Annotated in this window: 16 protein-coding genes and 1 tRNA gene; 10 read left to right on the top strand and 7 right to left on the bottom strand. The window is 59.8% G+C overall.

Translation table 11 applies throughout. The features are described 5' to 3' along the window. Positions 1-334: 334 nt before the first annotated feature. A tRNA-Met gene (locus ACEW7X_RS12430) sits at positions 335-411 on the bottom strand. A gap of 332 nt (positions 412-743) precedes the next feature. Here ACEW7X_RS12430 and ACEW7X_RS12425 point away from each other — a divergent pair. The 6 genes from ACEW7X_RS12425 (at position 744) to ACEW7X_RS12400 (ending at position 9,994) form a co-directional block, all read left to right on the top strand. Then, positions 744-2,825, top strand: coding sequence for a TonB-dependent receptor domain-containing protein (locus tag ACEW7X_RS12425; protein WP_202969511.1), 2,082 nt, complete (start codon positions 744-746; stop codon positions 2,823-2,825). A 211-nt stretch (positions 2,826-3,036) separates the two neighbouring features. After that, a complete protein-coding gene (locus ACEW7X_RS12420; protein WP_420177273.1) occupies positions 3,037-7,194 on the top strand; it encodes a cobaltochelatase subunit CobN in 4,158 nt (1,385 codons plus the stop codon). Further along, the gene (locus ACEW7X_RS12415) at positions 7,191-7,709 is read left to right on the top strand and encodes a MotA/TolQ/ExbB proton channel family protein (protein WP_068366349.1); all 519 of its coding nucleotides are present in this window, start codon (positions 7,191-7,193) and stop codon (positions 7,707-7,709) included. The genes ACEW7X_RS12420 and ACEW7X_RS12415 overlap by 4 nt, the downstream gene beginning before the upstream one ends. A 3-nt stretch (positions 7,710-7,712) precedes the next feature. Further along, positions 7,713-8,036, top strand: coding sequence for a DUF2149 domain-containing protein (locus ACEW7X_RS12410; RefSeq protein WP_068366344.1), 324 nt, complete (start codon positions 7,713-7,715; stop codon positions 8,034-8,036). A 281-nt stretch (positions 8,037-8,317) separates the two neighbouring features. Further along, a complete protein-coding gene (locus ACEW7X_RS12405) occupies positions 8,318-8,848 on the top strand; it encodes an RNA polymerase sigma factor (RefSeq protein ID WP_068366342.1) in 531 nt (176 codons plus the stop codon). Positions 8,849-8,953: 105 nt separating this feature from the next. Then, entirely contained in the window at positions 8,954-9,994 is a 1,041-nt protein-coding gene (locus tag ACEW7X_RS12400) for a FecR family protein (protein WP_167731902.1), read from the top strand. Positions 9,995-10,045: 51 nt separating this feature from the next. Here ACEW7X_RS12400 and ACEW7X_RS12395 read toward each other — a convergent pair whose 3' ends face one another. The 5 genes from ACEW7X_RS12395 to ACEW7X_RS12375 all read right to left on the bottom strand — a co-directional run bounded on the left by ACEW7X_RS12395 (position 10,046) and on the right by ACEW7X_RS12375 (position 19,611). Next, positions 10,046-10,771: a hypothetical protein gene (locus ACEW7X_RS12395; RefSeq protein ID WP_420177272.1), complete on the bottom strand. Its 726-nt coding sequence runs from the start codon at positions 10,769-10,771 to the stop codon at positions 10,046-10,048. A 537-nt stretch (positions 10,772-11,308) separates the two neighbouring features. Continuing rightward, entirely contained in the window at positions 11,309-13,471 is a 2,163-nt protein-coding gene (locus tag ACEW7X_RS12390) for a hypothetical protein (RefSeq protein ID WP_257740337.1), read from the bottom strand. Positions 13,472-13,476: 5 nt separating this feature from the next. Further along, the gene (locus ACEW7X_RS12385; RefSeq protein ID WP_068366335.1) at positions 13,477-14,979 is read right to left on the bottom strand and encodes a porin family protein; all 1,503 of its coding nucleotides are present in this window, start codon (positions 14,977-14,979) and stop codon (positions 13,477-13,479) included. A gap of 159 nt (positions 14,980-15,138) precedes the next feature. Continuing rightward, positions 15,139-15,957: a hypothetical protein gene (locus tag ACEW7X_RS12380; RefSeq protein ID WP_257740338.1), complete on the bottom strand. Its 819-nt coding sequence runs from the start codon at positions 15,955-15,957 to the stop codon at positions 15,139-15,141. Positions 15,958-16,185: 228 nt separating this feature from the next. Next, on the bottom strand, positions 16,186-19,611 hold the full coding sequence (locus tag ACEW7X_RS12375) for a TonB-dependent receptor (protein WP_257740340.1): 3,426 nt from the start codon (positions 19,609-19,611) through the stop codon (positions 16,186-16,188). 284 nt (positions 19,612-19,895) lie between these two features. Between ACEW7X_RS12375 and ACEW7X_RS12370 the strand changes: the two genes are divergently transcribed. Then, complete coding sequence (locus ACEW7X_RS12370; protein WP_257740342.1) at positions 19,896-20,108, top strand: hypothetical protein; 213 nt, start codon at positions 19,896-19,898, stop codon at positions 20,106-20,108. Positions 20,109-20,219: 111 nt separating this feature from the next. Here the strand turns inward: ACEW7X_RS12370 and ACEW7X_RS12365 are convergent, their stop codons facing one another. Next, positions 20,220-20,777, bottom strand: a complete 558-nt coding sequence (locus tag ACEW7X_RS12365; protein ID WP_253596349.1) for a DsbA family protein — start codon at positions 20,775-20,777, stop codon at positions 20,220-20,222. Between the two features lie 109 nt (positions 20,778-20,886). On the opposite strand from ACEW7X_RS12365, the gene ACEW7X_RS12360 reads away from it, so the two are divergent. The 3 genes from ACEW7X_RS12360 (at position 20,887) to casA (ending at position 25,791) form a co-directional block, all read left to right on the top strand. Next, positions 20,887-21,429 carry a flavin reductase gene (locus ACEW7X_RS12360; protein WP_253102546.1) on the top strand — a complete coding sequence of 181 codons (543 nt, stop codon included), beginning with the start codon at positions 20,887-20,889 and terminating at the stop codon, positions 21,427-21,429. Between the two features lie 208 nt (positions 21,430-21,637). Then, on the top strand, positions 21,638-24,247 hold the full coding sequence (gene cas3, locus ACEW7X_RS12355; RefSeq protein WP_253596342.1) for a CRISPR-associated helicase Cas3': 2,610 nt from the start codon (positions 21,638-21,640) through the stop codon (positions 24,245-24,247). Beyond that, positions 24,244-25,791: a type I-E CRISPR-associated protein Cse1/CasA gene (gene casA, locus ACEW7X_RS12350; protein WP_253102542.1), complete on the top strand. Its 1,548-nt coding sequence runs from the start codon at positions 24,244-24,246 to the stop codon at positions 25,789-25,791. Before cas3 ends, casA begins: the two co-directional genes overlap by 4 nt. Position 25,792: the final 1 nt, after the last annotated feature.

Here is a 25,792-nt window from a genome sequence, read left to right as displayed (position 1 = left end):
CTTGCCGTTTTTCTCAGACGCGGGCATGAATGCCGTTCTCTATTCATCTGGGAACTATCTCCATCCCGGACATCGCCTGGAGGAAGGAGAGGTGGCGGGGATATTGTCAGGCGGGGAGTGTTCTGGAACACGCCTTGACCGCCCGGGTGTTCCTCGCGTATGCGGGGATGAATATGCGGGGATGAATCGACGACTCACTGTCGCCGGTGACGGAGGTTTGCGTCAGCAGGGGCGGCTAGAACCGTCGTGCTTATCCCGCGCCGTGCTTATTCCGGTTAACCGTTTTTGAAAATAAAAATGCCCTGATGCGTAAGCATCAGGGCATTTCTGTATTTGGTTGCGGGGGCAGGATTTGAACCTACGACCTTCGGGTTATGAGCCCGACGAGCTGCCAGACTGCTCCACCCCGCGTCTGAAGAATTAAATATAACCTATTTTTTTCGATGTGCGCAAGTCTTTTCTGTGTTTTTTCTATAAAAGACGGATTTTTGTTCTTCGCGACAGAATTTCGCCGGAATTTTGCTCACTTAGTGAGCAATTCCAAGGGGACGGGGCCACTTGGGTTGACGGCTTTCGTCCATCCAGGGCTTGTGCCCTGGGGGCCAGGCTCTGCGATTTGGCATCTTTTGACGTCACGCTGCCATATGTTTTGATATATCATTTCAATTTATTTGATTTGATATATCATTCCAGTTTTTGCGGGCCGCTATCCGGGCGGCCTGAGCATGCCTGACGGGGTTTCCATGTTTTGCCGCAATTTCCTGCCCGATCCGCTGCCAGAGGGCAGCGAACGATTCCTGGCGCATGCCAGTGTGACAGGCGGAGGCGGCGAGAGCCGCACAGGGCTGGGTGGTTGGGGAGCACCTGTCTGGCGCATGTTGCCCCTGGCGGCCGTGCTGTCCTTATTGTGCGCCCAGGCGCATGCGCAGGCAGTGCCGCTACGGCCTGCTGCCGCGCCGCAGGTGGCGGCCTTGCAGCCGGTGGTTGTGACGGCGACTGCCGGGGAGCGCAATCTGGCCGATGTGCCAGCCAGCGTTAGCGTCGTGCAGGGCGCGGCACTGCGCGAGCGGCCGGTGCTGGATCTGGCCGATGCCCTGCGCGGCACGGAAGGTATCAATATCCAGAGCGCGGGGCTGGGGAGGCGGGCAATTTCCATCCGTGGCATGGATGCCGCACATACCTTGTTCCTGGTGGATGGCAAGCGTATCAGCGCTTCGTCTTCCGGGATTTCCCATTCGGATTACGAGCTGGGCTGGGTGCCGACCGAGGCGATTGAACGGGTGGAGGTGGTGCGCGGCCCCTTATCGTCGCTGTATGGATCGGAAGCCTTGGGCGGCGTGGTGAATGTCATCACCCGGACCGCGACCGATGAATGGCAGGGTTCCCTGTCATCCTATTACGTGAAGCCTGCCCACGACACGGGCGGCGCCCAGTTCAAGACAGGCCTGTATGCGGGCGGCCCGCTGGTAAAGGATGTGCTGGGCCTGAGTGTCTGGGGGGAGTACCTGCGCCGCAATGCGCTGGAGGATGGCAGCAATCCCGGTTTGAGCCTGTTGGACAGGAATGTCGCACGCAGTGGCAACGCAGCCTTGAGCTGGACGCCGGACGGGCGGCAACGTATTGACGTCACGGCTGGTGCGGGCAATGAGGAGCGCGACGGCGTGCGTGGCACGACGGCAGCCAGTTATGAATCCGACGATACCGTGCGGCGGCGGCACTATTCTGCGGCGTACCGCGGCGATTGGAGCTGGGGCAGCAGCGACGTCAAACTTTATCGCTCCACCCTGTACCGGGAAAACTGGCGCAGCGACGGCGGCACGGCAACCGGCCCCAACCGGTTTGTCGATACCGTGGCCGACGCCAGCCTCAAACTGGTCCCCTGGGCTGGGCATACCCTGACCCTGGGTGGCACGGCGCGTCGCGAGAAACTCGAGGACCCGACCGTCAATCGTGCGGGTCGTCTTTCCATGCAGCACTACGCTGCATTGCTGCAGGATGAGTGGCGCTTGAATCGGCAATGGGAACTGGTGCTGGGCGGGCGCCTGGATTGGCACGAGGAGTTCGGCCGTGAGGCCAGCCCGCGTGCGTACGTGCTGTACCACTTCAATGACGCGCTGACATTCAAGGGGGGGATCGGCAAAGGCTTCAAGGCACCGACGCTCAAGCAGCTTTCGCCCGAATATGAGTCGCGCGCAGCCATGGGTGGGCGCGGCATCATTCGTGGCAATCCGGACTTGCAGCCGGAAACGGCGGTGTCCTTCGAGGCCGGACTGGACTATGACGGCGGCGGCTGGAATGCCAATGCCATGGTATTCCAGAACGATGTCAAAAACCTGATCGAAACCCAGCGTGCCGCCAGTTGCGATATCAAGGGGCTGACCTGCCTGTACTACCAGAATGTCGCCAAGGCGCGTATCCGCGGCCTGGAACTGGGGGGAGGCGTGGACCTGCCGTGGCAAATGCGCCTGGATGCCAACTACATGTGGCTGGACCCGAAGAACCGGGAAACTGGCGAGACCCTGGCAGACCGGCCAAGGCACAGCGGTGGCGCGACGCTGGCCTGGTCGCCGCTGCCGGCCTGGACTGCGCGGTTGCGCGCGGAAATCGTTGGACGACAGTACAACTCGGGCAGCACGCCACGCACCGAACGTCCGGGCTATGCCTTGTTGTCGCTGTACGCAGATTACGCCATCAACCGTTATCTCACCTTGCAGGCGGGTGTGGAAAACCTGGGTGACCGCAGGCTGGCCGCCGAAGACGCGACGAGCTATTCCCTGGCTGATGAGGGGCGGCGCTACTACCTGGGTATGAATGCGAGGTTCTGAACGCATGCCTGCCTGGACGAAATACATTGGGAGCCGGATGGGGCGTGGCTCAGGATGTCACGCCGGTTGCGGAATCAGCCATGGAATCGGACGTGAAAGTGGGCTTGAAAGACGGCCCGACATAGGGTTTGAAAGCGGGCTTGAAATTGCTTGTTTTTGCGCGGGCCGCATGAGAAATGGTCTGGATGCTTGGCTCCTGGCGTTGCTGTGTTTGTTGGCAGTCAGCCTGGGCGGCCTGGCCGGACAGGCCCGGGCCAGCCAGCCGGGGGCCGGCCACGAAGTTGTTCAAGGCGGTGTGATTGGGCATGGCATGCCGCAACCGGCGGCAGGGGATGGCGCAGAGGCCGCAGCAGCTCGCCCCATGGTGCGCGTATTCAGCAACAGCTTTGTGCCCAACGGCAAGTTCGAACGCATGCTTCCTCTGGCGGCAGCGGCCGGCGTCCAGCTGGAACATGTCAATGTTGAGTACGCCACAGGGACTGCCGCCAACTGGCTGGCGAATGCCGATCTGGTGGTGCTGGATGTCCCCAGGCCGGCAGACCGTGCGCAAGTGGAGGCCTCGCTGGGCGAGGCCTTGCATACGCCGGGACGGCGCTGGCTGGCCGTAGGGGGCGGGGCGCCGGGGCAGAGTGGTCTGGATGCGGGCGCGGCGCGGCGCCTGGCGGCCTATTATGCCGCGGGCGGCGCTGCCAATTTTGAGCATTTCTTCGGCTATGTCAGGGCAGCCTTGGCGGGCGGTGATACCAGTGCTTTCCCTGCTGCGCAGGCACCGGCAGGCACCGGGTTTTATCATCCTGCGGCCCCCGGGGTATTTTCGACGCTGGAGGCGTATCTGGCCTGGGGCAAGGCCCGCTGGCAACCGGGCAGCGGCGTGGTGGCTTTCCTGACGCATGCCGGCGCGCTGGGCGATCTGCAGACCGATGCGCTGGATGTGCTGGCCAGCAAAACCGAAGCTGCCGGCATGGTGCCCGTCATATTCTGGTTTGATGCCGAGCACGAAACCTTGCCGGAGGTACTGGGGCAGGGGCGAGTGGATGCGCTGGTGAATCTGGGGCATTTGCAGGATGGCAAGGCGCGCAGCGCAGATTTCCGGGCGCTGGATATTCCCGTCTTGCAGACCACCACTTTTCGCCAGGAACCTGGCGAGGCCGACTGGGCGCACGCTGCCAGTGGCATGCCGCCGCGCACGCTGGCGATTTTCCTGGCGGGCCCGGAAGGTTGGGGCATGATGGACCCCATTGTTTTGCGGGCCTCGGTACAGGGGGAGCAGCGTTTGCTGCCAGAACAGGCTGATGCCCTGATCGGCAAACTGCAGGGCCTGGTGGCGCTGCGGCAGTTGCCGGCAGCCGGCAAGAAGCTGGCTTTGCTGTTCTGGAACTATCCCCAGGGCGAGAAAAACCTCGCAGCGTCGCACCTGAACCTGCCGCGCAGCGTGGCGGCGCTGGCGCGCGGCCTGAATGCAGCGGGATATCAGGTGACAGTACCGGGTGAAACCGAGCTGATCGAGCAGGCGCAGCAGATGCTGGGCGCCCTGTACCGCCAGGTACCGCTGGAAACCTTGCTGCAGCAAGGCCTGGCAGACAGCTATCCGGTACATGCCTACCGGCAATGGCTGCGCCGCCTGCCAACCGCGCAGCGTCAGGCGCTGCGGCATTGGGGTGATCCTGGCAAGCATTGGTCCGTGCGCATGGTGGCGGGCGAACCGGCATTCATCATCCCGCGCCTGCAGCTGGGCAATCTCACGGTCATGCCGCAGATGCCGCGCGCGGCGGAAATGGGCCAGCATTACCATGATACGGCCAGTGCGCCGGACCATCTCTATCTGGCCGCCTATCTGTATCTGCGTGAGCGGCTGGGCGTGCACGCCATCATCCACATGGGAACGCATGGCACGCAGGAATGGCTGCCCGGCAAGGACAGGGGGCTGGCAGCGACGGACTTCCCTTTTCTGGCGGTGGGTGACGTGCCGGTGTTTTATCCCTATTTGCAGGATAACGTCGGCGAAGCCATGCAGGCCCGGCGCAGAGGCCGCGCCGTCATCATCAGTCACCAGACGCCACCGTTCGCCCCCGCCGGTTTGTACGACACCCTGTCGGACCTGCACCAGCTGATCCACGAATACCAGCAACTCGATGAAGGGGCTGCGCAGGCGGTGGCCCGCGACAAAGTGCTGGCCGCTGCCGAGGCCAACCACATGGTGGCAGACCTGGGCTGGGATGAAAACCGGGCGCGGTTGCATTTCGAGGATTTTGTGCAGGAACTGCATGATCACCTGCACGAGCTGGCACGCGCGGCCATGCCGCTGGGCCTGCATACGTTCGGCGAGCCGGCCGAGCCGGAGCATCGCCTGATGACCGTGATGCAGCAATTGGGTGAGCCCTTCTATCGTGCGCTGGGCCTGCAGGATGACGAATGGCTGGCGCAAGGGCATGTTCCAGGTGTTGCTGCTGCCGTCGGCGCTGCGGCAAACGGGCAGCAAAGCCGGCAGGATGATGCGCTGACAGGAGAACTACCGCAGCAGGCAGTCGCCGCATCGGTGGCGACCGGGATGGATACCTTGCAGCAGTCGCTGCCCTACCGTTTTCTGCAAACCCATTTGCGTGCGCCGGTGCAGGATGACGGGCCGGCAGCGGCGCCCGGCCCGGAACCCGCATTGCAGGAACAGGTGACGCGTGCGCGCCAGCTGGACCGGGCACTGGAAGATACGCAGGAAATCGAAGCCCTGCTGGCCGGACTGGCAGGCCGCTTCGTGCTGCCGGGCGCAGGCGGAGACCCGCTGCGCAATCCGGATATCGCCAGCGGCCGCAATCTCTATGCCTTCGAGGCGGACCGCATTCCCAGCCCGGCGGCCTTCGAAGCAGGCGGCGCCGCCTATGCGCAGCTGCTGCAGGCTTATGCAGCCAGCCATGAGGGTGCCGTACCGGGCAAGCTGGCATTCAGCCTGTGGTCCTCGGAAGCCATTCGCCACCTGGGAGTCACGGAGGCCCAGGTGCTGCATGCGCTGGGTTTGCGGCCGGTCTGGGGGCGCGGTGGCCGGGTGGAAGCCCTGGAAATCATTCCAGCCCATGAACTGGGCCGGCCGCGCGTGGATGTGGTGGTGCAGGTGACCGGCGTATACCGGGATCAGTTCGACGGTTTCATGCGCCTGCTGGCAGAGGCCATGGAGCGCCTGGCGCAACTGGACGAGCCAGGCAACCAGGTGGCTGCCAATACCCGTGCCGCGCAAGCTCGTTTGCTGGCTGCCGGCGTCACGCCGGAACAGGCGCGGCAGGGCGCGCTGCTGCGCATTTTCGGCAATGCGCCAGGCGCCTATGGTACCGGCGTGCCGCATCTGACCCTGCGCGCGGATGCCTGGGAGGACGAGTCGGCTCTGGCGCAGCAGTTCATGCAGAGCAGCCAGTATGCTTATGGCACGGCTGCCTGGGGGGATGCCAGTGGCGGCATCCAGGTGCTGCAAACCCAACTGGGCGGCGTGCAGGCAGTGGTGATGTCGCGTTCATCCCATTTGCATGGCGTGCTGTCCACTGACCACCCCTTTGAATTCATGGGCGGGCTATCGGCGGCCATTCGGCAGATAGACGGCGCCGCGCCGCAATTGCTGATTTCCGACCTTCGCCAGGGACAGCCGCGCACGGCCAGCCTGCAACGTTTCCTGTCTGATGAGATGCGGGTGCGCTACCTCAACCCTGCCTGGATAAAGGGCATGCAGGAAGAGGGTTACGCCGGTACCCTGGCGGTGCTCGAGGCAACGAACAACCTGTATGGCTGGCAAGCCATGGATGCCTCCACGGTACGCGCGGATCAATGGCAGGCCATGTTCGATACCTATGTTTCCGATACCCGCGAACTGGGTATGCAGGAATGGTTCGAGCGCGACAACCCGCACGCCCAGGCGCAGATGCTGGAGCGCATGGCCGAAGCAGTGCGCAAAGGATACTGGGACGCGCCGGCAGACACGCGCCGCAAGCTGGCCCAGCGCTGGCAGGCGCTGCAACGTGATTTCCAGGTTCAGGCCAGCGCGGCGGTAACCCAAGACTATCTGGCGGACCTGCTGGCGGGTTTCGGCCTGCAGGATGGTGCAGCGCCATCGGAGGCTGCTGCAACAGCGGCAGGGCAGGCGGCCATGCCACAGCCGGAAGCGGATCAGGGTCAGGAGCCAACGCCATCGGTGCCAGTGACCGGGCAGGAGCTGCAGCCTGTGGCGGACATGGCGGACGCGCAGCAGCTCGCGTTGCTGCAGGGCGCGATCGCGCTGGCAGTGCTGCTGCTGTTGGTGGCTGGCGCCTGGCAGTACCGCCATGCCAATCAGCGTCCGCGCATGACCCGATCCGGCATTCACGCAATGACAAAAGGACATGAAGAAAAATGATGGGTGCGCCTAGCCTGGAAACAGGCCTATATGAAATTTCCAGGGTATTGCTGTGGCCGGTGCTGGTGCTGATTCTTGCTGCGCTGGCTTATTCCTTGTTTGCCTTGGGTGGCTTCCTGGCCGAATGGCTGGCGCGCCTGCGTGGCCGGCATCAGTCGTTGTTGCGCAGGCGCTGGGAAGCACAGGAACAGCAATGGGCCACGGACGATATGGAGCTATGGATCATGAAGCGCCTGGAGTGCCTGCGGATGGTGTCACGTGTGGCGCCGATGCTGGGGCTGATTGCCACCATGATTCCCATGGGGCCGGCCTTGCTGGCCCTGGGCAGTGGCGATACGGCGACAGTGGGAAGGAATATGGTGGTGTCGTTCGCAGCAGTGATCCTGGCGCTCGCCGGCGCCAGCATCGCGTTTTTTCTGTTGACGATCCGGCGCCGCTGGTTGCTGGAAGAATTGCGGGAGATCGAGAAAAACGGCAAGCCGCATAGTGCTGCCGGCGCTGTAGGAGAGGGTTGAGCGATGCGGTTTCTGGAATCCGACGACGCCGATGATCCCATTTTGTCGGTCGTCAATCTGATAGACCTATTCCTGGTTGTCATCGGCGTTCTGATGGTAGTGATCGCAAGCAATCCGCTCAATCCCTATGCCAGCGAGCATGTCGTGGTGGTAGAGAATCCCGGCGAGGACAATATGCGCATCACCATCAAGAATGGCCAGGAACTGCAACGTTACGAATCTTCCGGAAAACTCGGAGAAGGTCAAGGTATGCGAGCGGGCGTAACTTATAGGCTGGATGATGGGCGCATGATTTACGTGCCGGAGGGCGATGCCGCGCAGCCTTGAATGTCCAGAGATGGCCCATGGACAGCAGGGCGGATAGCGGGTGTGATCCGCGCGGAATTCAGGGGGAAAATAGTGAGCGTGGACAGCGGGCAACAATCTTGAGAATTCTCTCAAAATCGGATGTCCCATTGCATGATATGATAATGATTATCATACTTCTTGCCGCTGTTCCACTTTGCTTCAGGCTGGCGGCCAGACTGTCGGAGCGCGCCGGCAATTGTTGATTTTCTGCCGATCCATCCAATTTTTTCCTGGCGGTACTGGCGTATCGTGGGTACCAGATGAACAATGTCGTGGAAGAATTGCTGGCCTGCTACAACAAGTTGTGCAGGCATCTGGCGCGTGAGCTGCGTGATCCGCATACTGCCGATGACATTGCTCAGCACAGCTTTGAGAAAGTCTATGCCAAGATGATGCGCGAGGGGGCGGGGGCGATCGAATCGCCGCAGGCCCTGCTGTTCCACACCGCGCACAATATCGTCATCGACTTCATCAGACAACGCAAACATCAACAGGATTACCTGGAAGCCAGCCTGGTTGCGGCTGAAGCCATGCCGTGTCATGCGGCCTCTGCGGAGACCATCGTCATGTATCGCCAGTTGATGGAAAAAGTCGTTGCCAAGCTGGAAAGCCTGCCTGGTCGGCGTCGTGATGTTTACGTGCTGTTCCGTGTGTATGGCTATTCCAGGGCGGAAATTGCACAACGGCTGGCCATTACCGAGGCAGCGGTTGCCAAGCATGTCGTGCGGGCTACACTGGATTGCGCTGCCGCGTTGTCTGAATTGCGGGCATTGGCCGGGCCGGAGTGTTAGTCTGCCGAAGATGAAAGCCCTGCGGAATTCCTGTTGCTCCTATCGGTCATGCCGCCCTGAATGGCGGCCTGTTGGTGTTGCACGGCCTGCATTGCGGGGTGCGCCGTGAGTGCGGCAAGCACGCGGCCGGCTCCGCCATCCGAACGGATGATCGCGCACGCGCTACGCCTGATCGCAACCGCAGCGGTAGCGCCTGACGACGAAGCTCAGGCGGCGCGCCAGCAATTGCGCTTGTGGGTGGCCCGCTCCGAACGCCATGCCATGGCACATGCCGAAGCGTTGCGGCGCTGGAAGATGCTTGATCAGATCGGGACCGGTTTGCGCGATCAGTTCGCGGAACCCGCGCCACGCCGGCCAATACAACCAGGGTTAATGTTTGCCGCGACGCTGGCGCAGCCCGGCCGCCGGAAATTCCTGGCCATGGCGGCCGCAGGCCTGCTGGGCGGCGCTGCCATACTGGCCTGGCAGCATTCCCTGCGAGAATTCAGCCGGCGCTATCGCACCCGGATCGCGGAATCCTTTGCTGTCGAATTGCCGGACGGCAGTCAGTTGTATCTGGATGCCGACAGTGAAATCCTGGCGGAAATGTATGCCGGCAAGCGCGAAGTGGCTTTGCAACGAGGCCGGGTTCGTTTCGAGGTGACGCCAGATGTGCAGCGGCCATTCATTGTGCCGCTGCGCATAGGCGAAGTTGAGGTCGTCGGCACGATTTTCACGGTCACCGACCGCGGTGAGAGCGTACAGGTGGGGGTATCGCAGGGACATGTCCGCTGGCGTCCGGATGGATACTGGCCCTGGGGGGATGGCGGAACCGTAGACCTGTATGCCGGCGACCGTCTGTCCGTTCGTACCGGCCAGGCGCCAGCGGTGGATAGGCGTGTCGTGATACCGGGTGGGCGCGAAGACAGCTGGCGTGACGGCTGGCTGGTCTTCGATAATATGCCGCTGCTGGAAGCCTTGCCTGTGCTGAATGCCTATCTGGTCCGGCCATTGAAGAGCCTGGACCCCAGGGTTGGGCAGCTGCGCCTGACTGCCCGGCTGCGTGCGGACGACCCCAAGGCCTTGCTGGCTGCCTTGCCATTGATTCTGCCAATCCGTGTGGAGCCTGACGCAGAACGCAACGCGCTGCTATTGCGGTTGCGTTAAATGTGAGGTTGCGGTGAATACCGGGGCATCAGGCTGAGGGCATGGGGCTTGTCAGCTGTTGAACACCGCTTGTGGTGATTCAGCATGCATGACGGACAGTAGCCAACGTTGCAATTGTTCCACCGAGGCGCGGTCCAGCTGTTGCTGCAAGTCGGTGGGCAGGCAACCGAAGCGTTGCTGCAACTGGGCAGTGAGGGCTTGCGACAGCCCCTGTTCTATGCCTTGTTCCAGGCCACGATGCAGCCAGACGCGTTCGACGCTAGAGATGTAGGCCACGTTTTCCTCCTGTTCCAGGCGTTCCAGAGATTGGGTGAATGCAAGTTCCTGTGCAACGGGAAGACGCAGGACATGGTCGATGAACAGGAACAGCTGCCGTATCTCGGTTTCCGAGTACTTCAGTTGATAGAGCCGGCGCACCAGCCGGATTTTGCTGTGCAGCCGCGTGCGCGCCGATGTAGGGCGTTTGGCCGCTTCCAGTTCGGCCAGCAGTACCATCGCAAAAGGGTTATGCCCGGCCTGTGCCTGCAAGGCTTTTTCCTGGCCGGCCCAATCTTGTAAATGTATCACTGGTGCGGCATAGAAAAGGGTCAGAAAATTGCCATTCAGGGGGGCACGGCGGTGTTCCAAACAACGGATTTTTCTGGAATTCTTGCTCTTGGTGACGATAGCGAATTGCACGATGTCGTGTTTGGGGTACCGCGCTTCCAGGCGGCAGTAATAGCGGAACATGCGTTGGTGGAAATCACGTTCCAGGCGTGCCTGGATTTCCGTGTGCATCAATAGCAGCACCGGGCCGTGCCGGGTGTGCAGTTGCGCGAGCTATGTCCACATAGAGCCGGTCGCGGTAAAGACTGCCGCCGATGCGGCGCAGTTCCTTGTCCATGAAAACCGGAGCCGTGCGCCAGTCGATCAAATCATGGAATTCCGGCCAGAAAAGTGCGGTGCAGGGTTGCAGCCAGGTTTCCAGGGCATCTTTCCAGTGGCCGTCCGAGTCGGCACACAATGAGCTTGCCGGTAGTAGGGCCGATGCCGCTTCCGGTCTATCGGAAGACGGCGGAACCGGCATTTGCGCGGCACTGCGCGTTGGGCCGGGCCGGCAACTGCGGCGTGAGCGGGCAGGCCGGCACATGGCCTGCTGGGGAATGGCTGGCAACATGGGAAACAGCGGGCGGGTTGACGACCCTCACAGCATGCGCGGCTGGCTTGTGTCTGCCAAGGGCAGGCGTGACGGAAACGTCACGCTTTTTGAATCTGAGATCCCAAACGAGTGCATGCCGATTATGGCAGGCACTCGTTGTCGCGCCGAATACGAGCTCAACGGGTGGACGACGGCCTGCCAGCCTGCCGCATGGCCGGTCGTGCCGCCAGCAGCGCCAGCAGCGCCAATCCCAGTGGCCAGCCCAGCGGGCCGCCGCCCGAGCCGCTGTCGCCGTCATTGTCGGTGCCGCCAGGGGTTTCTTCTTTAGCGTCGCCCACCTGCAAGCTCACGGCATCGCCATACACACGGCCTTGGGCGTCACGGCAGTCCAGCTCGTAGGTATAGCGGCCATTCTGCGCCGGCTGCAGTTGCAGCTTGCCCGACACGCCCTGCGCGCCGTTAAAACTGCCATCGCTGCTGCGGGCCTGGCAACTCAGGCTGTTTGTGCTCCAGCTGAGTTCGGCGCTTTGTCCGGCCTGAATGCTGGCCGGGTTCAGCGTCAGCATGGCCGGAATCGTGAGATCCAGGGCAAAGAAGGAGCCGCCGCCGCGTTCACTGCTGGGTGTGTAGCGGCTGGGGTCGATATCGTCGCCGCCGCCCGAGCGTGCGTAGCCCCCCCAGCGGTTGGCGCCCAGCAGGGTATGGATATGCCTGCCGTCCGCCTGGGTCGTGACGGGGCCGCTGCTCAGGCCTATTGGGTGCGTGCCGTCCAGAATGGCCATGCGGTGCACGATTTCAAAACTGGCGTCATCCTCTTCTGTCGTGGTGTGGCTGGGTTTGACCCGGAAGATGGCGCCGTAGTCTTTCACTGAGTCTAGTTCGCCGGTTTCCGTATTCCTGGCATTGGCCACGCGATTGGCTGCCGTCCCGTAGAGCCAGCCATCCTTGGCCAGCACCATGGGGCCGTAGGGGCGGAAGGTGTTCGTGTTCAGGTCGCCCGTGATGCTGCCATCGGACGCAGCGGTATTGAACACATGGACATGTTCAATTGTTCCGCCAGGGCCCTCGGCCTTGTTGTACCGCCAAAGCACTTTATCTGTTGTGCCGTAAAGATAGTCGCCGACTTCGACCATGCCATTAGGGGCAGGTGTTATCAATCCGCTGGATTCGAATACTGTCTGGCCATCACGTGCGCGCGCCAGGCTTTGCAGGAAAGTGATTGACGGCGCATCGGTGCCGTTCAGTTCCGAGGTGCGAACCGCCAGGATGGCAGCGCCAGCGGAGTCATCCATGGGGATGCTGGCGTTGGGGTAGGTGCCTATCCATTTTGTGGCTTCGTTAACGGTTTCAGAATTGAAGGCGGTATAAGTGTTGCCTCCGCCCACCAGCACATAAAGCGTCCCGCCATGGTCTGAGCTGTGGACGACTGCATGAGTATTGCTGCCGTTGGGCCAGTATTCGTAGGTAACTGTAATTGAGCCTGCAGGTGGGAAATACAGGGCGCAATCTACAGGGGCGTAATTGTTGGCCATATCCAGGCACATTGTTGGGTTCGGCAAGGGAAAGGCCCATATGTGGTCTGGTACGACAGGAGGAAGCGATGCGTCAGGCACCTTGGGTGTGGTTACTGATTGCGTCGATATGAAAATAGGAGAAATGTGTTGTTCCGCATTCAGCTGGAATAATCCTGAGTTCCATGCGGGAATGTAAATATTTCCTTGGGAATCCTCTGCCCAGGTGGTGCCAAAAACACCAAGTTCTATACCGCCCACTTGATAGTTCGGCGAGAACTCCAGCGCATTATCGACTTCCAGTACGTCAGGGGCGGGTTGCCCGGGTGTCCACTTCAGGATGGCGCTGCGTTGTTCTGGCCGGCTCCATTCCAGCTGATTGTCCAGTGGCCGTTGATAGGGCCGCCAGCCATAAATCGTACCTGTCGCAGGGCTGACATACTCCAGCATGGTGCCGCGGCCCAGATCCTGGCCCTGGATGTCGCTGGCATCAAGGGTCTGAAAGGCGGCTGTGGGGGCTGCCGTGCCGACGAAGAGACGCCCCCAGCGCTGCAAAAAGGCCTTGCCGTCCTTGCCGCCGTTGATCACGCTGCCATACAGCTTGCCCTGGCTGTAGAGCAGCATCCCAGGCTGAGTGCCCGGCAGTTGCGCTGTATTGAGAATGCCTAATGTGCGGTAGCTTGGGGCTGCGCTGGAGGCGGCCTGCGCTGGCACCAGTGCGGCTTGCAGGCCGGCCCACAGAATCAGCGGCGTCAGCAGCGTGCGGGCTATCTGCTGGCGTGGCGCTGGCGCAGCGGTTTGGATGGGGAAATAGGAGCAGGTCTTCATGACGGTCAGAATTGTTTTTCGAATTTCAGGGAGACTTCGTTCTGGTGGTAGTCGAGCATCCAGTCTATGGAGCTGCGCAGGCGGGTGTGCTTGAAACTCAGGACAGGGGTGAAGCCGGCCAGCGCCAGGGCATCGGCCTTGAGCGTGGCCATATAAATGCGTTCCTTGTCGTAGTGCTCTGCACTCAGGAACGGTCCATCGAAGCGCCGGTTGCGCTGCATGCCCATCAGTGTGGTGCTGAAGCTGTTGCCGAATTGCTGGTACAAGCCCAGGCGCGCGCCTTTCTGGCGGTAGCTATCAGTCGGGCTGTTGTCGGTTTTGAAGCGGGTAAAGTCCACGCCGCCGAATAGCAATGTGTTGGGGGTGAAGGAGTAATAGCCTTGCAGGCCGACATACGCCTGGCGGCCGTCCATGCGCTGGGCGATGTTCTGATCCGTGTAGCGGCGCAGCTTGTGTTCGGCCTGCAGGCTCAGGTTGGCTCTGGGCAGGAAATTGTGCCCCCATTCGCCGCGCAGGCCATAGACGCGGTAATCGGTACTGGCATCCTGGCGGTGCAACTCGCCGACCAGCAGGCCGGCCAGCGTGTCGCGCGCGCTCTGGTAGGCGTAGCCGGTATGGACGGAAACGTGGTCGTCCGAATATTCCCGGTAATTGTTGTAGTGCTGGCCATAAGCACTGCTGCGGAACGTCAGGTAATGATGGCTGCGCAATTGCCAGTTCTTGTTGGCGCTGAATTCGTAGGCGGGGCCTCGGGCGCGGATGGGCTTGGGGAGACGGGTGACGATCAGCAGAAAGGGCGGATTGCCGCCAGGGTTGGACATTAACTGGAAGATTTCATTGCCATTGCTTTGATTGATATTGTGGTTGTCCACCATACCCAGCGAGATATAACCGTTCCAGGCCTGGCGCAGGTCCAGCGCATTCAGATAAGCGGTGATGCGCTGTGAGAGTCCGGCGGGCAGCGGCGCGGCCTGCAGGCTGGAAAAGAACTGTTGTGATTCACGGTCTTCTTTGTCCAGGAACAGCAGCTGCGCCAGATCCAGCTGGGCGCGGGTGAAGGCGGGGTCCAGGTCCAGCGCGGCACGGTAGCGTTCCTTGGCTGCGGCGAAGCGGCCTTCTGCCTGCAACAGGCCGGCCTCGACAAATGCCGCCATGGCGGGTTTGTGTTCGGGCAGGCCAAGATAGAATTTTTGCAGCGTGCGCACGTCATCCCAGCGCTGCAGGTTGATGCTGATGAACAGCGCCCGGCCAAGGTCTTGTTCGCTATAACCCAGGCGCAGGATCTGGCCGTTGTATTCCAGGCTTAACCCGTTGACTTCCGGTTTCAGCGTGAAGGATTCGGCCGTGTCGGCCGCCGGAAGGATGGCCTGTTCACGTTGTTGTGTCAGCGCACGCGCCTTGTCGAAGATCAGGCGCTGGTCATCTTCGATATTGGCGCTGACGGGTTGGGCATGCGCCAGCGATAGAGATATACCGAAAAAAAGGGTAAGACCGGATAGCAGGCGCAAAACGGGAAGGTGTTTGAACCTTACAAGTCGCAACGAGGTGGGATAAGCAGGAAAGGCCAAAGCAGTATCTGTGCGTGAGTAAGACAGAAAACAAAGGCACAGGCACACTTGAAGTGGGCCTGTGCGTAGAGAACTAACCCACGGAATGTGGGTTAGCGCTTACTCGAACTTGGCCGAGCCGCTGGCGCCACCGTAAGCTGTATTCAGGTCAGCATTGCCGGCAAATGTGGCATAACCTGCCAGGATTTGTGCTTGATCACCGTAGAAGAGACCGGTAGTCACGCCGTTGTATTGGGTGGTGCCCTGTACGCCGATAACAAGGCCGCCACCCGCAGTACCATAAGAGCCCGAGGCTTTGTCGATCTTGACATTGACAAAGGCGATTTGCTTGTTGCCCGAAGCGTTGCTGATGCCTCCATTCAGCACGGAAGTCGTGAAGTTGGCGCTCAGCGAGCCGATCAGGAAGGAATCGGTTTGTGTGCCCGCTCCATTGACGTAGTTGCTGATGCCGCGCACGTCATACATGACGGTTCCGGTTTTGGCGGAAATATCGCCGCTGCCTTGCATGCCGGTGTAGAACTGGGCGCGGTCCCACGTGGTGGGCTGGTAGATGGCCGGGTCATAGACCCACGAGCCGAAGTAAACCTCGTTCTCGTAGTAGCCTTGCGCGCTCTTAGCGCCATCGACGATGCGGCCCATCGTCGTGTAAGGAGATCCTATACTGATTTTTTTAATAATGAAATTGCCTTGTGCCGTAGTGCTAATTGACGTACCCGTTTCATAAAGAGTATGGGTGCGCAAGTTCATTATTGTTGGTATGCCCATTAGGCCGTGGCCAGGAGTGGTGTAATTAGCTACGCCAACTAAAGAGCCATTGATTGAGTCATCGCCTATGACTTGATATGGACCAGACTGTGCGTATGCACATGTCGTAGTAGACAGGATAACGACCGCAGCGAAGATAACGGACTTTTTCATGCTGTTCACCTTAAAAGTGAGTGTGGGAAACTGGCGTTGGCCAGGTACAGCAGGCAGCGTGTGTCATGGTGCGGTTCCATTCGAAAATCCAGCGTGAGCAAGGTGCAGGTCTGTCGTCGGCAGCGTTTCTTCCGTGTTTGGATGAAACGCTGCATGGGGTAGCGTGTGGCCTGGAGTCTTGGTCAAGGCGTCTTAAAAACTGGGTGCGTTTTTCATTGGCATGTCCGTTCAGAATTTCATCGTGGCGCTGAGCCTGACGGCGCGGCCAGGCGCGGGCATCATGGTGCGTGTCAGCGGGTCCAGGTAGTAGCGGTCGCTCAGGTTGGTGCCGACGACTTCCATGGCGTAGTGATCGTTGAAGCGGTAGCGCACATAGGCGTCGAAGACGGCTACCGGGTGCCACTGGATAGGGCGGTTGCCTGCTGAGACTTCCGGCCAGCGCGCGCCTTCGATATTGGCAAACTCGGCTTCCTGGGTCTGGTTGCGGCTGCTGTGGTAGGTCAGGCGGCCGCCGATTTCCAGGTCATCATTGAACCAGCGTGTGCCCAGGTCGGTGGTGATGGAGTAGCGCGGCCCGACCATGCTGCGCAGGAAACCGGTAGGGAAACCGCCTTCTATGCATTCGGGAATACGGCCATAGAGCGGGTCCAGCGCCAGGGCTTCACCTTTGTCGCAGACTTCCTGGCTGAGGTTGTAATTGCCGCCGACATTGAAGAACCAACGGCCGGTGTCCAGGCGCCCTTGCAGTTCCAGGCCCGAGGTTTTCATCTTGTCGAATTGCCAGAACAGGTTGTCGTCGATGCGGTCGATGATGTTCTTGACGGTGGTGTGGTAATAGGAAAAGCGGATGTCCGCATGCCGTGCCGATGGCAGGTAAGACGTCAGATTGTGGGCATAGCCGACTTCGATGTTGGTGGCGCGCTCAGGCTTGAAACTGCTGGCGAAGGGGGCGCCAATATCTGCGGCGCCTTTGGAAAAGCCGGAAGTGTCTTCGAAGATGCTGGGCATACGCACACTTTGGGCGTAGCGGCTGTAGATGCGGCTGTTATCTGTCAGGCGGGCGCTAATTGAAAAGACGGGGGCCCAAGCATGGCGCTTCTTGTTCTTCTCGATCAGTGCGCGCAATTCTTCCGGACTGGTCAGCCTGATGCTTTTTCTGGAATGGCGGAAGGCACTGATTTGTTGTTGTAACTGCTTGACCTCAATGGGAGCGGCATCCGGGTTCAAGGGATCTGCGTAGTATTCGACCGTACCGTTGTCGGCGTCATAAGTGCCATTGGTAAAGGGGTTGTCCTCGGCCTCGAATTTGTAGCCTTCCGTGCTGCGCTTCCATTCAATAGGGACATGAGCGACCCAGATTGCCTGACCGCTCAGAGGATCTGTCACCTGTTTGACTTCGTAGGGAATGCCTTGATGTCCGTAAGTATTGTCGGTATCAGGATATTTGGTTCGCAACGCCGCATTGAGTTTGTTGCTGGCTTCAGTCGCGATGGCATTGTTGCCTTCCTGCTTGGCTTTTTCATAAAGTGCTTTCAGGGTGGCCATTTCCTTGTCCAGGGGAACCAGCCAGGAGGAAAAGAGACCGGTACTGTAGGATTTGCTGTCGGAGCCAGTAAACGGCCCCCAGCCCCTGTTTTCAAGCATTGCGTCCACTTCAAAATCGGTAGAGGCATAGCTCACATACCGGGCGCCCGCATTGACGTCCAGCCAGGACAGCGGCTGCCAGCTGAAGTTGAAACCGAACTTGGATTCACGGCGTTTGCCGTCGCGCGGGCGGGCCTCGAATTCACCGCCATGGGTGTAGTAGTTGTAGTGGGGGTCGGGCTTGAGCCGTTCATGCTGGAAATCGGCGCTCAGCAGCAGGCTGAGGTTGTCGCGCAGGTTGATGTTGTTGTCCAGGCGGATACCGATGCGGTTCTCGGTGGAGCGCATCTTTGACTTATTGACGAGGCGGCCATCTATGTTCGGGTTGGGTAGAACGGGTGTGCCGGTGTAAGGCGTACCGGTATTGCTTTCGTGATATTCCTTGGAGCGTTGATAGGCATTCCAGGCATCATCCTGTTCATAGGGCTCCACCGCGTAGCCGCCAGAACTGTTCGTATCCGATTTGGTGCGTGTCGCCCAAACCTGGGCTTTCAGGTCTATCCAGCGGTTGTTGTCGGGGTTCCAGGCGTAGTCCAGGCTGAAGGCCTGCTGGTCCACTTCCGCCAGCGGCCATTGCGGCAGGCCGCCGTCTTTTTCCAGCTGTGCCCAGTTCAGGCGCGAGGGCATGATTTCGCCGTTTTCGATGATGGTCTTGCGATAGCTGAGGCCCAGACGCTGTTCCTGCGGCATCAGCAGATTGGCTTTCAGCAGGAAAGAGGTGGTGTCCATCGAGGTGTTCATGACCTCGGTGCCCGGCAGCGCCACGCGCGCAATGAAGGGGGCGAAGGGGCTGCGCCAGGGGTTCAGCGAGGTGCTGGTGTTCGGGGCGGCATCCATATATTTGTCCGCGCCCTTGGTGCCCGAGTAGTAGTTGCCGCGCCGGCGCACGGCCGTGGCCGCCAGGATTTCGTATTTTTCGCCCTGCCAGGCCAGCGCCAGCCGGGCGGCGGCATCTTCCATGTTGAAACCGCTGCGGCCGCTGCGTTTGGCGTCGCTGGTCAGGTTGGTCCATTTCCAGCTGGAAGCGAAGGTTTCCCAGTTGCGGTGCGCGCCAGGTATATCCCGGTAGTCCGTGTTGTAGATGCTGTCATTGATGCGGGGCTTGGTGGCGTTGTTGCCGGTTTCCAGCTTGAGCTCGGCACCGAAGGATTGGCCATCCTTGATGATGTCGTCTGCGCGCAGCGTGGTGATGGCAATGCCGCCGCCTATGCCGCCATGCGGCATGTCACGGCTGAGCGTCGGGCCTTTTTCGATGGCGACGGAACTGATCAGCGCAGGGTCGATGTAGTTGCGGTTGTTGGCACCGAAATAGCCGCGATAGACAGTGACGGCCTGTTCCGTGCCGTCCACGGCCACCGGCACGCGGCCCTGGCCCTGGATATTGCGGATGTTCGGGTCCAGGGCAGCGCTGTTGCGGGCTTCGCCGCTGAATATCCCTGGCGCGCCCTGGAAGATGTCTGCCGGCGAGGTGGCGCGGTAGGTATCCAGATAGGCTCGGTCCAGGTAGATATTGGTGATGTCCTTGTCGTAGACATTCTGGTGACCCTGATCGTGGCGGTTGGCGCCGATGACCGTGACTTCTTCCAGGGTGGTGACGGCATTGTGGCCCTGCTCACTGGGTTTGATGATGGTGAGGACATCCGGCCCGCTGGCCATGGCCTGCAGGCCGCTGTTGGCCAGCGCACGGCTGACGGCCTGCTGCGGGGTCATGGCGCCACTGATGGCAGGCGCCTGCAGATTGGCCAGTATTGCGCCATTGGCAAATATCTGGATGCCGCTGAGGCGGGAAATCTCGGTCAGAGTATCGGTCAGTGGCTGGGCGGGCAGGGAGAGTTCCAGGGTGCCATGGATGACCGTACTGTCTTGCGCATAGGCCGTGGAAGGCAGGGTATGGCCGCCCAGCAGTGCGGCGATGGCAAGGGAAATAAGCGTGTGGCGGAAAGCCGGGATCGAAGGTGATACCCGGACCGACGAACGGCTTGCCGGCTGGCTGTATTTCCTGTGTGACATGTTTTTATTTTTTCCTGGCGTAAGCATGGGAGAGGCCTGGGGCAGGTCGAAAAGCGTCAATCCCGACAGGGTCAAAGTTCAAGTCAAGGATGCAAATCTTAAAGAAAGTCATTCTTTTTTATTGCCCATCTGTAGCAGTAGACGGGTAGCGATAAAAAATGGAGACACCTCAGAGAGAATTAATGCGTGGCATACTGTTTTTATATTTTATTTTTCTTAATTAATATGCCAAGCCTTGAGGAGTGGGCAGCGCAACACTGTGACGCACGGCGGTGATTGATTCGATGTTTAGGTATATCGAGAGTGGCTATTCGATATCAGGGGAGGGCGGTCCGACCGGTGGCGAAGGCACGGGCAATCCTGGCGGTAATGAGTCTGGCACTGAAAATACCGAAGGCCAGGAAGCCTCGTCCGGTGGTGGCGGTGGTGCCGTCGCTTTGCTGCTGCTGCCCCTGGCCTGGCTCGGGCAGCGTCGTGACGGCCTGAAGCGCGCCTGAGCGCCAAAACGGTTTGCGATACTGGGTACGTTGGATCGCTGTTGGCACATCGCTGCCGGCGCGTGTCTGTTGCTGTAGATGCCGCCTGCGAGGCGGCATCCTTTTTTGTGCTCAGCCCAGCAGCGCCTGGACCCAATCTTCCACCGGGTCACCGCTGCCCAGTTTGGGCTGGATCAGGCCATCCACCATGAAAGTGGGCGAGACATGAATGCCGTTCTGGCGCGCATATTTGGCGTGCCATTTGATTTCGGTTTCCAGTTCCGGGAATTCGAAAGCCTCGGCCAGCGCCAGGCCGCTGTAGGCTTCGATGCGCCGGATGATGTCGCGCGGCGTGGCGTCCATGTTCGGCCCCTTGCAGTGGCCTTCGAATTCGAATTCCTCACGGTGTTCGCCGACGACCTGTAGCACGCGTTTGGCGTTGTCGCGTCCGCCTTCCAGCAGGGAGGCGGCAAGAATGCAGCGGGTGATCACACCCGAATACATATGCCAGGGCTGCGATTGCAGCCGGAGTTTCACCGTGATCCGGTCTGCGCCCGCCTGGGCCAGCAGCGTATCCATCTTGTTGAACGCCCGGACTGAAAAAGGGCAGGTGGGTTCCAGGAACATTTCAAAAATCTTGTCACCATGGCCCCAGGAGAGCGGGTCGGCCTTGCGTGAGGTGACAGACATTTCATATTCTCCGTTGAATATTGGTTCATATTAAAAGCTAAAAGCGGGCTGCCATGTTTTTGCTGCGAGGCGAGTTGGCAGAACAACAGGTCGGGAAAGAGGAGGGGGCATGCAGGAAATTCAATTGTCCAAGGCATTCACGCTGATTGAACCTGGGCCTGTCGTGCTGGTGACGACGTGTGATGGCGAGCGGGACAATATCATGACCATTACCTGGACCATGGTGCTGGATTTCGTGCCGCGCTTTGCGTTGGCAACTGGAGTCTGGAACTATTCCTATGCTGCGCTCGAAGCCAAGCGTGAATGCGTGCTGGCGATTCCCTCGGCCGACATGCTGGATACCGCAATCGGCATTGGCACCTGCTCGGGCAGCGAGGTAGATAAGTTCCGGCGTTTCGGGTTGACACCCGTACGTGGCCGGCATGTGGGAGCCGCGTTGATCCAGGAGTGCATGGCGAATATCGAATGCCGGGTGGTTGATATCGTTGCCGCGCATGGCATCGTTGTGCTGGAAGGCTTGGTGGCGTATGTGGATGACAAGGCCGGTACGCGGCGCATGCTGCATGCGGTGGGGGACGGGACGTTCATCGTTGATGGCAAACACATGAATCGGCGTGAACAAATGCTGTCCAAGCTGCCGGATGGAGTGTGAGCGGCAACTGATGTGAATCGACTGATTGTTGCTATTCGTATATTCTCATAGCGGGCACATGTGTTCTCCTCAGTGATCAAAATGATGGTAAATCATAGGTATGGAGCAATAGAATATGGCGGGTTCGGAAAATCCACTACGGTTTTCCTCCATTCCCGTCGTAGCCAGGACGATATGGGCCAAAAGTGGAGTGGGCGGAGGGCATAGCTTGCTGGCACATATGCTGGATGTTGCGGCCACTGCTGAAGCCATTCTGGATCAAGAGCCGGCAGGCTCTGTGGCATGGGTTGCTTCGGTGTTTGGTTTGCCCCGAGAGCATTGCCAGCGTTGGATTGCGGTTCTCGCGGGGCTGCATGATTTCGGCAAGGGCATACCGGGGTTTCAGGAAAAATGGCCGGACGGAGTGGCAAGAGATAAATCCCAGGGATTGACGTTTCCGTCATTTTCCTGCGGGGTTACGGATCACGCGTGTGCGACAGCGGCACTGCTGGGAAAACTGTTGCTTGAGTTGACCGATACGGAGGCGCGTTGGGTTCGGCATGTTCTTCAGGCGATCAGCGCGCACCATGGTTTCCATTTCAAGGTAGCAGAAATAAATAATGCCCGGCCCATCAGGGAACCTGCTGAATGGGGTAAAGCCCGTCATGCGATCCTCCAGGCTTATTGGCAAATACTGGCACCGGAAGGGAGACCACGTCAGGACGAACTGAGCCTGCCTGCCGTGAATTGGCTGGCAGGCATAACCAGCGCTGCCGACTGGATTGCCTCCAATCCCGAGTGGTTTCCGCTGGGTGAACGGCATGACGATTTGCACGCCTATTACGCGCACGCCAAAGTATTGGCTGCAGATGCATTGGGCCGAATTGGCTGGAGTCAGGTGCAGAAGTTGCAGGACGAACCTGCAGCGTTGGATACCCTGCTGTCGCGCATTACACAGCGCAAAGACATGCGCGCCAGACCATTGCAACAGGCTGGCGAGCGGCTGCTGAATGGCGCGAAAGGTCCATCGCTGATGCTGGTCGAGGCGCCAATGGGGGAGGGCAAGACCGAGTTGGCATTTCTCTGTTACTTGCGCCTGCAGGCTGCCAATGAGCATCGTGGGCTGTATGTCGCTCTACCGACTCAGGCTACCGGTAATGCGATGTTCAAACGTGCGCAGACTTTCCTTGCCGCCTTCGCCACCAATCCGTTGGACGTACAGCTTGTCCACGGTGGTGCTTCGATGAACGAGGACGCACAGCACTTGCGCACAGTGCACCTGCGCGGGATCAACCAGGACAAAGGCGAAGCCCTTGCGGCGTCGGCATGGTTTTCCCAACGTCGGCGGCCACTGCTGTCGCCCTACGGAGTGGGAACGATCGACCAGGCGTTGTTCTCGGTGCTCAACGTCAAGCATCACTTCGTGCGTCTGTGGGGGCTGGGCAATCGCGTCGTGGTGCTCGACGAAGTCCACGCTTATGACACCTACACGTCCGGGCTCATTGTGACGCTGTTGCAATGGCTCAAGGCCTTGGGCAGTTCGGTGGTGTTGATGAGTGCCACTTTGCCTAGGGCGCGACGGGACGAACTGCTGGCTGCCTGGGGCGTTGAGCTCGGGGCTGTGCCGGAACTGGCTTATCCACGCTTGTTGTTGGTCGATGACCATGGTGTGCATGGCGATCATTTTTCCGCGCGCCCACTACCGCCGATCCAGTTGGCCAGACTGGGAGAGGACGTGGAAGAACTTGCCGACCAGGCTGGAAACTTGCTCGCTGCTGGTGGCTGTGGGGCAGTGATTGTTAATACCGTCGATCGTGCCCAGACCTTGTATCGCCTGCTGCGTGAGCGGCTGGAGCCGGATATCCCGCTGTTACTGTTCCATGCACGTTATCCGATGGATGAGCGCAGTAAGCGGGAACAGGACGTATTGTCCAAATTCGGGCCTGCGCCAAACAGTGATCGTCCTGGTCGGGGCTTGCTGATTGCTACTCAGGTGGCCGAACAGTCGCTTGATCTTGATTTCGACTTCATGCTCAGCGACCTGGCGCCGATTGATCTATTGCTGCAACGTGCGGGTCGCCTGCACCGCCACGCGGATCGTCAAAGGCCACAGCTTCACCGTGAAGCACGGCTGTGGGTAGCAGGGTTGGAACCAACGTTTCCCGATCTGAAGGCGACGGCCTGGGGTTTTGTCTATGACCCTTACATCCTCGGGCGCACCTGGGCGCTGTTGCAGAACGAAGAAACACTGACCTTGCCCGACGATATTGATCGTTTGGTACAGGCTGTCTATGGTGGTGAGCCATTGCCCGAAAACCTGAGCGAAAAAGTGCAGAACGCCATCGAGATTGAGGCCTATGGCGAGTACCGTGCCAAGGTGAACAAGGAAAGGCAGCAATCGCTTAACATCGCCATTGATCCTTCGGCTGAGCCCCAGTCTGCCTATATCGACAAGCCTCGAGGCAACGACGAGGATGATTTGCTGGGCCTGCGTAACAGCACCCGTCTGGGTCGGGAAACCATCACGCTGGTGCCAATTGAGGTAGACGAAGGCGGTTGGCGTGTACTGGAGGAGGTAGTCTCGCCGGATCAGCAGCTTGACGACGCATGTGCCCGGTTCTTATATGGGCGCCAATTGCGCCTGTCGCGTATGGCCGTGGTCAAGCATTTTCAAGGTATGGATCTGCCGGTAGCTTTTGCTGAACATCCCCTATTGCGAAATTTCCGTCCGCTGCCGCTAACGCAGGGAGGATATGATCTCCTGGGCATACGGCTGCGCCTGGATGCGGAATTGGGGCTGGTTTATGAAATCGAAGACTCGAACGTGAGTGGTGGATGAACAAGGACTTCAATCTATTGGATGAACCCTGGCTGCCAGTGCGCTTGGCTGATGGGCGCATTGACGCGTTGGGACTGCTGGATGTTTTTCGCCGCAGTGGCGAAATCACAGCGTTGGCTGACACTGCGCCCCCCAATCTGGTGGCGCAATATCGGCTGTTGCTGGCCATTCTGCATCGCGCACTCACCCTCGCCTTGCCGGAAGGATGGAAGGACAGGGATCGTGCCCGATGGTACCGCGAGGGGCTGCCCGTCGAAGCTATCATCGAGTATCTGGAACACTGGCGCGAACGCTTCTGGCTGTTTCATCCTGAATATCCCTTCATGCAGGTGGCGGCCTTGGCTGAGGCGGAGGAGACGAAGGACAAGAAAAAGCCATGGACACAGATCGCGCTAGCCAGTGCCAATGGCAACACCCCAGTGGTTTTTGACCACGCTTGTGACGCTATACCGACGGCTATTTCACCAAGTAGCGTGATCGGTAATTTACTGGGTTTTTTACAATTCACGCCTGGCGGCTTGGTCAAAACCTTACGTGACTCAGACAAAGCCGGCGCGCTCGCTAACACCGCTGCGGTTCTTCCTGTCGGAATCAACCTGACGCAAACGTTGGTGTTGTGTCTTCATCCCTGGCGTGGCAGTGATGACGCTCCTGCCTGGGAGCGTGAACCTTTGGCCGTGTCACAACTGCGCGCTGCGCCGGTTCTGGCGACAGGTCCGAATGACCGTTACACTCGCCAGAGCCGTGCTGTATTGCTATTGCGAGAAACGGATGGTTCGATCCTGTGGTTGCATTTTGCTGCGGGTTTCGCTCTGGAGGAGGATGCCAATTCTCCTGACTCTATGGCCAGCTTTCGTGTAGGAAGCAACGGCCCGGTGAGACTGAGCTTTGTTGCTGGGCGGGCTTTATGGCGAGATTTGCCGGCGTTGGTGCCAAACCCTTCCGGGACCAGTCAGCCTGCGGCGGTGCTGAGCTATGCGCTTGCCTTGCATGACCAGCTCGACCCTTTTGAATCGTCATATCAGCCCTTGCTGATCGCTGGGTTGGCCAGCGACCAGGCCAAGTTGCTACGTTGGCGTTCGGAAAGCATTGTGTTGCCCGTAGCCTTGCTGGAAGATGCGGACAAAGCCCGTTATCTGCGCGAACTGGTGGAAAAGGCTGAAGACCTGTTCAGTGACCTGCGCAAGCTGGCTGTGCGCATGCTGGCCGAGACACTTCCAGATGCAGGCAGCAAGGACACTTACACCCGGGCACGCAGCATACTTGATGCCAGTCCCTTCACTACCCGCTACTACGCCACGGCCGAGCGCACTTTGCCAGAATTGCTGGGCTTGCTGGGCGAAGGTGATTTCGAGCAGGCGACCGAGCGCTGGCATGCCATCCTGCGCAGCAGTGCCCTGGTAGCCTGGGAACAGGTCTCTATTGGCCTGGGCCGCTCGTCCCGCGCCCTGCGGGCCGATGCCAGATGCCTGCCCCGTTTCCACGGCCTGCTCAACAAGCATGTGCCGGTTATTGAACCACCCGCGACTGCCAAGGAGGCTTGAC

The sequence above is a fragment of the Kerstersia gyiorum genome, assembly GCF_048595715.1.
Taxonomy (GTDB): Bacteria; Pseudomonadota; Gammaproteobacteria; order Burkholderiales; family Burkholderiaceae_B; genus Kerstersia; species Kerstersia gyiorum.
The sequence above is the reverse complement of the archived record's forward strand: the minus strand, read 5'-3'. Positions and strand labels throughout refer to the sequence as shown.